Origin of the sequence: Psychrobacter sp. 4Bb, from assembly GCF_002836735.1 — a bacterium.
GTDB lineage: Bacteria > Pseudomonadota > Gammaproteobacteria > Pseudomonadales > Moraxellaceae > Psychrobacter.
In genome coordinates, this window is the sequence record NZ_PJAS01000003.1 from 1 (window position 1) to 9,150 (window position 9,150).

Genomic DNA, 9,150 nt, shown 5'->3' on the forward strand with positions numbered 1-9,150 from the left:
ATGTGCTTAATGCTTTTTCGTATCGCCAACGACTTTATCCATGATAGCGAATAACAAGCCAGACAACACAAAGGTCATATGAATAATAACCTTCCACATGAGTTTGTCAGCATCAAGTTCACTCATTCCGCTAGATATATCCATAAAGGACTTTAATAGATCAATCGCCGAGATAGCAACAATTGCTCCGATGACTTTGAGCTTCAGACCAGAAAAGTCTACTTTTCCCATCCAGCTAGGACGATCATCATGAGTGCCAGTATCGATTTTCGAGACAAAGATCTCATAGCCGCTGAATATAATGATAAGCAGTAAACTGGCAACTAGAGAGATATCAACCAATACCAATATATCTACAATCACACTGGCTTCAGAGGCCGTCAGAATGTCAGCAAACATGTTCCATAGTTTTTGGACAAACTTAATAAATAATAAAATAATGCCTAACACCAGCCCTAGATAAAAAGGTGCTAGTATCCAGCGGCTATTAAATATGGTTTTTTCTAAATAAAGCTCAAACTTCTTTAGCATGGGTATCTCTTAGGTTTCAAATACAAAAAAGTGTTAAAGACAAGAAAGTCTTAAAGACATAAATATGGGTAAGTTTATGACCATAGCTATTTAGTTTTAGTCATATGAGATTTTGTCTATATTAGCGAGCTGCGCTACTACTTGCCGCACGCGCGATTTTTTATCGCCACTAATGCGTTGGAATGATTTCTGATGCTTGCTTAATTGACTGGCGAAATAAGCACTTATCTCATCGCGTTGATGCGGACTGTCGCGCAAGTCATCAGCCACCCATGGCGCATCAACATCAGTCAATAATATTAAATCATAGTGATGCGTCAATGCTGCTTGCTCAAGGGCCGTAGGACAGTCGCCATAATACCAATAAGAATAAACCATCAGCTCAAACAAACTGGTATCGCAAAACAAATAATGACTGGCATTATTCGACTGAGCGACTTGTTTGGCTAAGGTATTCTCTAGTGTCATCTGTCCCTGTGCGATAGGGAGCAGATCCTCCCACGTACAAGTCAGCTGCTCGTCGTCCCATTTTGCTTGTAAATAGGTACGCATATATTCTGACACCCAAGGATTATCAAAATGCGCGGCCAAATCACGACATAAGGTCGTTTTACCCGTACTTTCTGCTCCTAAGACCGCGACTTTGATGACAGATTTAGGCGTATGCTGCTCGAGGTTGTACGCGGTAGCGTCGTTGCCATTCATAGTATGCCCAGATTGCAATAAGAGTGAAGACTACATATTGTAGCGCGGTAAAAGTAAAACCTTTATAGAAGTATAGCGGTACCGATATCGCATCAGCGATGATCCAGAGTATCCAATGCTCGATTTTGCGCCGTGCCATGAGCCACATTGCCATTAAAAATAAAGCTGTAGTGAGCATGTCAGTATAATCGACCCAAGTAAATAGATGGATTCCAAGTACCGCACCATCGAAACTAAAGCCATTATTAATCACTGGACGGAAATAATAAACCAACCCTACAAAAGCTATCGTTCCCGCTGCCAAAGCAGAAAGTATAGGGATGTCACCTGCATGCAAATGTTCAATACGGACATTATTGGCATTTGACTGCTTGTGCTCAATAGACTGGTTTTTCTTGTTCTTTGACCAGTTAATCCAGCCATACAGGCTCATCACGGTATAGTAAGCATTGATGAACATATCGCCAAACAGTTGCCATTTCCACAGTAGGTACACAAATATAGCAGTACTGACCAGACCGATAGGGAAAACTAGGATATTGGTTTTGCTGGCGAGTAAGACACTTGCTACGCCGAAGACAACAGCAATCAATTCAAGAATGATAAATATCGTAGAGTAGTCAGCGTATTGACCAAATAACCAGTTGAGAAGTTCTGCCATTAGCATTCCTAAGTATGAGCGCGTATCGATGTTCTGAATAATTAAGATAGTTCGACGAATAATACAGAATAAATGATGCCAATTATAACGTAGCTATCCAAAAAGGACGGCAGTCTTTGCTAATTTATGGCAAGAAACAGATTATTTGTAACAAAGTATTAGAAAAATTATAATATTCAGGCATAATAAACACACTGATTTTAAGTTTACAGTTATTCACTGAATTTGAATGGCTATTATTTTTCCACTTTTATGCTTATTCCAAGCACCACAGTAGTAGACAAGGAAGCTTATCATGACGACTTGTATCACAGGCACTGGTCTTTATATCCCACCTTACAGCATTAGTAACGAAGAGCTAGTTGAGTCATTTAACCAGTATGTTGAAAACTATAATACCGAACATGCTGAAGAGATAGCTGCAGAGACAGTGACGGCACTTGAGCCTTCTTCAGCTGCTTTTATCGAAAAAGTATCTGGTATCAAATCACGTTATGTGATGGAAAAAGAAGGTATCTTAAATACTGAAATCATGGCGCCAGTTATCCCTTACCGCAACTTGGGCGAAGAGTTGTCAGTCATGGCCGAAATGGGCGCAGCAGCACTTAGAGACGCTTTGGCTGATGCTGGACTTGAGGCCAATGACTTAGACGGTATCATCCTTGCTTGCTCAAACTTCCAACGTACTTATCCTGCGGTTGCCATCGAAATCCAAAACGAAATTGGTATGATTGGCGGCTTTGCTTATGATATGAACGTTGCGTGTAGTGCGGCGACGTTTGGTCTGTCACAAGCACACGGTTCTATCATCTCTGGTTTGGCCAAACGTATTGCTGTGGTCAACGTAGAGATCACCTCAGCGCATCTAAACTGGCGCAACCGTGACAGCCACTTTATCTTTGGTGATGTAGCGACCGCTTCTATCGTTGAAGAATTAGATACGCCAAAAGGTTACGAGATTCTAAACTCTAAGCTATTTACTCAGTTTTCGACCAACATCAAAAACGAATATGGCTTTATGGATCGCTCAGAGTATCTAGCGGCGCAGACTGAAATGTATCCAGATATCAAAGCACCGGTCACTGACAAGCTGTTTTTGCAAAACGGTCGTAAAGTATTCCGTGAAGTCTGTCCGAAAGTGTCAGAGATTATCACTGAGCACTTGCAAGAAAACGACATCCCAACATCTGATGTTAAGATGATGTGGTTGCATCAAGCCAATGCCAATATGTTGGATTTGATTCTACGTACCGTGGTTGGTAAAGATGCCGATAAATCGATTGCTCCGAGTGTTATTGCTGAATTTGCCAATACTAGCTCAGCGAGTCCTATGATTGTATTCCATCGCCACAAAGATGACTTAGTATCAGGCGATCTGGGCGTTATTTGCTCATTTGGTGCAGGTTACTCTATTGGATCGGTCTTAGTTCGCAAGGTCTAATACTTTGACTACCTGTCCTGATAAAAATAGCTAAGAATATTCTTAGCTATTTTTTTGTCTGTCGTTTTTGCTATTGAAATTAAGTCGTGACATCTAAATATAAACAGAGATGTTTGAGAAGATAACATCAAGATTACCGACAATATCAACAAGAATGATTAGAGGTTTTAATTTACCCTAAAAAATTTGCTATAATCACGGGCTTATTCCTCTTATCCAATTAAAAGTCCTTTTATGAAAGAATCCTTACGCCTGCGTTTAGACCAGATGGTAGACCGTTATGAAGAGGTCACCGCTTTATTATCAGATCCTAGTGTCATCAGTGATAATAACAAGTTCCGTGAATTGTCTGTTGAGCACAGCGACTTGATGGAGATCACGACGCTGTGGCAAAACTACGTGGGTGCAGAAACGGATCAGGCCGATGCAGAAGCGATGCTAGCCGATGCAACAGATCCTGACATGAAAGAGATGATGATCGATGAGATTGAGAGTGCGCGTGATACCATCGTAGAGATGGAAGAAGCGCTTAATCTGATGATGCTACCCAAAGACCCTAACGATAAAGTACCAGCATTTTTAGAGATTCGTGCTGGGACAGGCGGTGATGAAGCAGCAATTTTCTCTGGTGACTTGTTCCGCATGTACCAAAAATACGCGCAGAGCCAAGGCTGGACACTAGAAGTGCTCTCTGCAAATGAAGGTGAGCATGGTGGTTATAAAGAAATCATCACTCGCGTATCTGGCAATAGTGTATATGGTCGCCTAAAGTTTGAATCAGGCGCTCACCGCGTACAGCGTGTTCCTGAAACTGAGAGCCAAGGTCGTGTGCACACGTCAGCTTGTACGGTTGCGGTCATGCCGGAAGTTGAGATTGATGATACCGTTGATATCAATCCTGCTGATATCAAAATGGATACTTTCCGCTCAAGTGGTGCGGGTGGTCAGCACGTGAACACGACTGACTCTGCCGTACGTTTGACACATATTCCAACGGGTACCGTGGTAGAGTGTCAGCAAGAGCGTAGCCAACACAAAAACCGTGCGCATGCTATGAAAATGCTGGTCTCTAAAATTCAACAAGCCAAAGTGCAAGCACAGGTCGATGTGGCGGACTCTATACGTCGTGACTTGGTCGGTAGTGGCGATCGCTCAGAGCGTATTCGTACCTATAATTTTCCACAAGGCCGCATGACCGATCATCGTATCAACCTTACCTTATACAAGCTCGACTCTATTATGGAAGGCGACTTGGACGAGATTCTTGATGCACTACTACGTGAGCATCAGGCCGATTTGATGGCCAGTATCGGTGGCAATGACTAGTAGTTAGTCTTTAAGAGTACTAATAACAGTTTTATCGTTTTTATCACCATGTCTGTTCTTATAATAATAAGTATTGATTTAATTTTTCTGTTTTCGTTTATCCATTTAATTACCTAAAAATATTGAGAGTGTTATGTCAAAGCACAATAATCAGAACCAAGATCAAACCCCAGTCGTAGAAGATGCTAACGAGCTAATCGCACAACTGCAAGCCAAGCTAGATGATATCAGTGCTTCAGGTAAACAGCCGTATCCTAATACGTTCAAACGCACTGATTATGCGCAAGACTTACAGACGGCTTTTGATGGTGTCTCAAAGCAGGAAATTGAAGAAAAAGCAGCGAATGGTGAAAAAACACAGGTCAACGTGGCAGGTCGAGTCATGCTCAACCGTGGTTCGTTCATCGTGATCCAAGATATGACAGGCCGTATTCAGCTATATGTAGCACGTAAAGAGCTTGATGAGGAAACGCGTGCGAGCATTAAATCACTAGATTTAGGTGATATAGTTGGGGTATCTGGCTATATCGGTCGCTCAGGTAAAGGTGATCTGTATGTGCATATTGAAGAAATTACGCTACTGACCAAATCACTACGTCCAATGCCAAACAAGTTCCATGGTTTGGCTGATGTGGAAGCGCGCTATCGTAATCGTCATCTTGATTTGATGACCAATGAGACGACTCGCAATACCTTTATGGTTCGTAGTCAGATCGTTAGTGGTATCCGTCAATTTATGCTCAATGAGCGTTTTATGGAAGTTGAAACGCCAATGATGCATCCGATACCAGGCGGTGCAGTAGCCCGTCCGTTTGAGACGCATCATAATGCATTAGACATGCCTTTATATCTACGTATCGCGCCTGAGCTTTATCTTAAGCGTCTAGTCGTTGGCGGGTTCGAGCGCGTATTTGAGATTAACCGTAGTTTCCGTAATGAAGGGGTTTCAACCCGTCATAACCCTGAATTTACCATGATTGAGTTCTATCAAGCATACGCTGATTATCATGACTTAATGGATTTGACTGAGCGTCTGTTTAATCAGTTAGCAATAGATGTGTTGGGCACAACAGAGCTTACGTATCAAGAAGAAGCCATTAGCCTAAAAGCACCATTTGCTCGTCTGTCAATGTCTGATGCGATTGCAAAATATGCTGAAAACTTTGATATGACACGTATCAATGATCGTGAATACCTAGCAGAATATGCATCTACGACACTTAAGCAGCAAGTCAAAGATGTGTTTGGTGTGGGTAAACTACAGACGATTATCTTTGAAGAAACGGCTGAGCATCAATTACGTCAGCCAACGTTCATTACTGAGTACCCAGCTGAGACCTCGCCTCTAGCGCGCCGTAGTGATGACAATCCTGAGATTACCGATCGCTTTGAGCTGTTCGTTGGTGGTCGTGAGTTGGCCAATGGTTTTAGTGAGCTTAATGATCCAGCAGACCAAGCCGAGCGTTTCCGTGGTCAGGTTGCTGAAAAAGACGCGGGCGATGATGAAGCCATGCATTTCGATGAAGAGTATATCGAAGCATTGTCTTATGGTTTGCCACCGACAGCTGGTGAGGGTATTGGTATTGACCGTTTAGTAATGCTATTTACCGACTCTGCTAGTATCCGTGATGTGATCTTGTTCCCGCATATGCGCCGCAAACAAGATAGCTAAGATGGGTTTGCTTGCTATAAATCCAAACTGATACTTAACTCAGCATAAAAAGCTTTTGCTCATTTTCACAGAATGGGTATCAGCTTTTTTGTGAAATATCGTCTATAGAGGTATTATGGATACTCAGCAAGCATCTCATACGCTTTGGCAAAAAATGATTCAGCAATGTTTTTTATCATTGTATGAGTTGCCTGATGACAAAATCACTGACTCTGATCATTTTCAGGGTTATGATTTTGTTTTTGAGTTTTCCGGCGCTACTATTTATTTGCTCGTCAATACCGTCGTGATGCAGGCAACTAAGCAAGAAGTGGATAATGCTAAAGCTCGTGAGTGGAGAAAAGAAGTTGTTAACCAACTTATCAAACGCCACGCTCAGATTTATCAAAAAAATGATAGCCTAGTTGTAGATAGAAGTGCCGCGACAACTGATAAAGCAGTTTATTTTATTGGCTTGACGTCATTGTCTATTAATCATCAAGACGATCAGTCGGGCCATTCATCTTATGCAGTTGGCTACGAATATGGCAGTCGGTTTTTTGCAGAGGATTGTGTTTTAGACTTAGATGATGAGCAAAATATCTTACAAGTCTTTAGTCATCAAAACTTCGTTGATATCCTCAACCAGTTAGTGACGCCAAGTGATTTAACAACCTTTTTAGACTTCCATCGTCGTCAGCTATCTAGCTTTGTATCATTTCAAAACGAATCGACATTGCTTAAACAGTTTCTACAATCACCGGACTTTCACCAAAGAGCGATTAGGATACAAGAACAGCTAATTGATAGTGAGTTAATTGAGCAAGTTGAACTACGCTTACTTAAAGCAGTAGAGCCGAATCAGAACGTGTATGCCGATGCCTTAATGGCTGAGATGCAAAAAAATACTCGGATGTGGTTCAAGCTGTTTAACAGTGTTCTTGAGCGTTATTATGAAGCGGGTAGACCTTTACCAAATGAGCAGGTTGATATTTTGGTAGATGAGTCAATGTATACCTATGCATGTCTAGTAGAAAAAATCCTAGCTTATAGAACCATGGATCAAGACTCGCGCTGGAATGGGTATGTTCGCCATGAGCATTCTTATCATGTATTTGGACGCCATTATCTCATGGTGTTTTATGCGCAAGACGATAGCAGTTCGCTGAGCGCAGAGAATGTTAGGCTCTCTTATAAAGATTTATTGTCAGATATTAGTGTTCAGTTACAAGAGCCTGTAATGGATGATTTGTTTTTACTGGGCGTAGAGTTTCGGCCATGCGAAGACAGTGTAAATACTGAGGTTTATCTGGATATTTTTCATCAAGCAGGCTCATTGATTGATGAAAGCACTCAACGCTTATATGATCGACTTGCCCAACTTCAAGCTCAGTTATAACCTAAACATAGTACGATTCACTAACCCGACGCTTCCTTTATATTTGTATTATTTACATTGGCATTTCTTATGACGCAGCAATATCAAGTTTTAGCTCGCAAATACCGACCAAAAAACTTTCACGAGTTGATTGGGCAGACGCATGTGTCTCAAGCGCTGATTAATGCGATTGATTATAATCGTCTGCATCATGCTTATCTGTTTACAGGTACACGCGGTGTGGGTAAAACGACGATTGCGCGTATTTTATCTAAATGCTTGAACTGTGATACAGGTATTACCAGTACCCCTTGCGGCGTATGTGATAACTGTGTTGCTATTGATCAGGGACGTTTCATTGATCTTATTGAGATTGATGCCGCTTCTCGTACCAAGGTTGAAGACACGCGTGAATTATTAGACAACGTGCCTTATGCGCCAAGCCAAGGACGTTATAAGGTCTATCTGATTGATGAAGTACATATGCTGTCTACGCACAGCTTTAACGCGCTACTTAAAACGCTAGAAGAGCCACCGGAGCATGTGAAGTTTTTATTAGCGACGACTGATCCACAAAAGCTACCGATTACGATTATTTCGCGCTGTTTGCAATTTGTACTACGCCCATTACCACAAACGTTACTTAGCGAGCACTTGGCAAATATCTTGACCAAAGAGCAGGTAGGCTATACTCAGCCAGCCATTTGGCAGTTGGCAAGTGCAGCCAAAGGTTCTGTACGTGATGCTCTATCATTGACCGATCAAGCCATTGCTTTTGGTCAAGGCGCACTGGATGATGCGACTGTTAATGCAATGCTTGGTCTTATTGATGCTGCTGACTTAGTACGTCTAATCACAGATATTTATAATCATGATAAGTCCGCGGTCGCTGCTCATATTGAGCAAATGCGTGCGCAAATGGTCGATGCGACCAGTATGTTTGATGGGCTCGCTGAGCTGCTACATCAGTTGGCATTGACTCAGCTGTTGCCTGAGGTCGCTCTTAATGTCAATGAGGCGCAAGCAAAAGATATTTATACGCTAGCTCAGCATATCAGCCCTGATGTCTTGCAGCTGTATTATGAAATTGTTGTGCAAGCCCGTGAAGGTGTCAAGCTCGCAAGTACACCGATGCAAGCGCTTGAGATGTGCATCTTGCGATTGCTGGCGTTTCGTCCATTACCAGTCGATGAAGTCTTGAGCAATACTTATGATAGCAACGGGTCTGCTACCAAAGTACCAGCTATAGAACCAGTTTCTTCGGCATCAGCTTCAGATGCTATTGCACATGAGGCGTCAGCACCGCCGCCAGAGCTTTATAGTGTTGACTATCAGACTTCAAGTCACGATGAGCTGCAAAGCGGTATCTATGATAATGACAATTTAGCACAGTCAATGGCTAGTGCTATGCCTGAACCAGTTGTTGAGCCTGAACCAGTTGTTGAGCCTGAACCAGT

At 42.2% G+C, this 9,150-nt stretch carries 8 protein-coding genes; 5 read left to right on the forward strand and 3 right to left on the reverse strand.

The window, feature by feature from the left end:
• Positions 1–6 precede the first annotated feature (6 nt).
• The 3 genes from CXF60_RS00345 to pnuC all read right to left on the reverse strand — a co-directional run bounded on the left by CXF60_RS00345 (position 7) and on the right by pnuC (position 1,897).
• A complete protein-coding gene (locus tag CXF60_RS00345; protein WP_102090338.1) occupies positions 7–531 on the reverse strand; it encodes a TIGR00645 family protein in 525 nt (174 codons plus the stop codon).
• A gap of 96 nt (positions 532–627) precedes the next feature.
• Positions 628–1,236, reverse strand: coding sequence for an AAA family ATPase (locus CXF60_RS00350; protein WP_102090339.1), 609 nt, complete (start codon positions 1,234–1,236; stop codon positions 628–630).
• Complete coding sequence (pnuC, locus tag CXF60_RS00355) at positions 1,187–1,897, reverse strand: nicotinamide riboside transporter PnuC (protein ID WP_102090340.1); 711 nt, start codon at positions 1,895–1,897, stop codon at positions 1,187–1,189. Before pnuC ends, CXF60_RS00350 begins: the two co-directional genes overlap by 50 nt.
• Before the next feature lie 295 nt (positions 1,898–2,192).
• Between pnuC and CXF60_RS00360 the strand changes: the two genes are divergently transcribed.
• The 5 genes from CXF60_RS00360 to dnaX form a co-directional block, all read left to right on the forward strand.
• Positions 2,193–3,338 (forward strand): beta-ketoacyl-ACP synthase III, encoded by a 1,146-nt coding sequence (locus tag CXF60_RS00360; RefSeq protein WP_057760302.1) that lies wholly within the window; start codon positions 2,193–2,195, stop codon positions 3,336–3,338.
• Positions 3,339–3,572: 234 nt separating this feature from the next.
• The gene (prfA, locus tag CXF60_RS00365) at positions 3,573–4,664 is read left to right on the forward strand and encodes a peptide chain release factor 1 (RefSeq protein WP_057760300.1); all 1,092 of its coding nucleotides are present in this window, start codon (positions 3,573–3,575) and stop codon (positions 4,662–4,664) included.
• A 133-nt stretch (positions 4,665–4,797) separates the two neighbouring features.
• Complete coding sequence (lysS, locus tag CXF60_RS00370; RefSeq protein WP_102090341.1) at positions 4,798–6,336, forward strand: lysine--tRNA ligase; 1,539 nt, start codon at positions 4,798–4,800, stop codon at positions 6,334–6,336.
• 115 nt (positions 6,337–6,451) lie between these two features.
• Positions 6,452–7,714 (forward strand): hypothetical protein, encoded by a 1,263-nt coding sequence (locus CXF60_RS00375; protein ID WP_102090342.1) that lies wholly within the window; start codon positions 6,452–6,454, stop codon positions 7,712–7,714.
• A 69-nt stretch (positions 7,715–7,783) separates the two neighbouring features.
• The coding region (gene dnaX, locus CXF60_RS00380) for a DNA polymerase III subunit gamma/tau (RefSeq protein ID WP_102090343.1) at positions 7,784–9,150 on the forward strand (1,367 nt) is incomplete at its 3' end.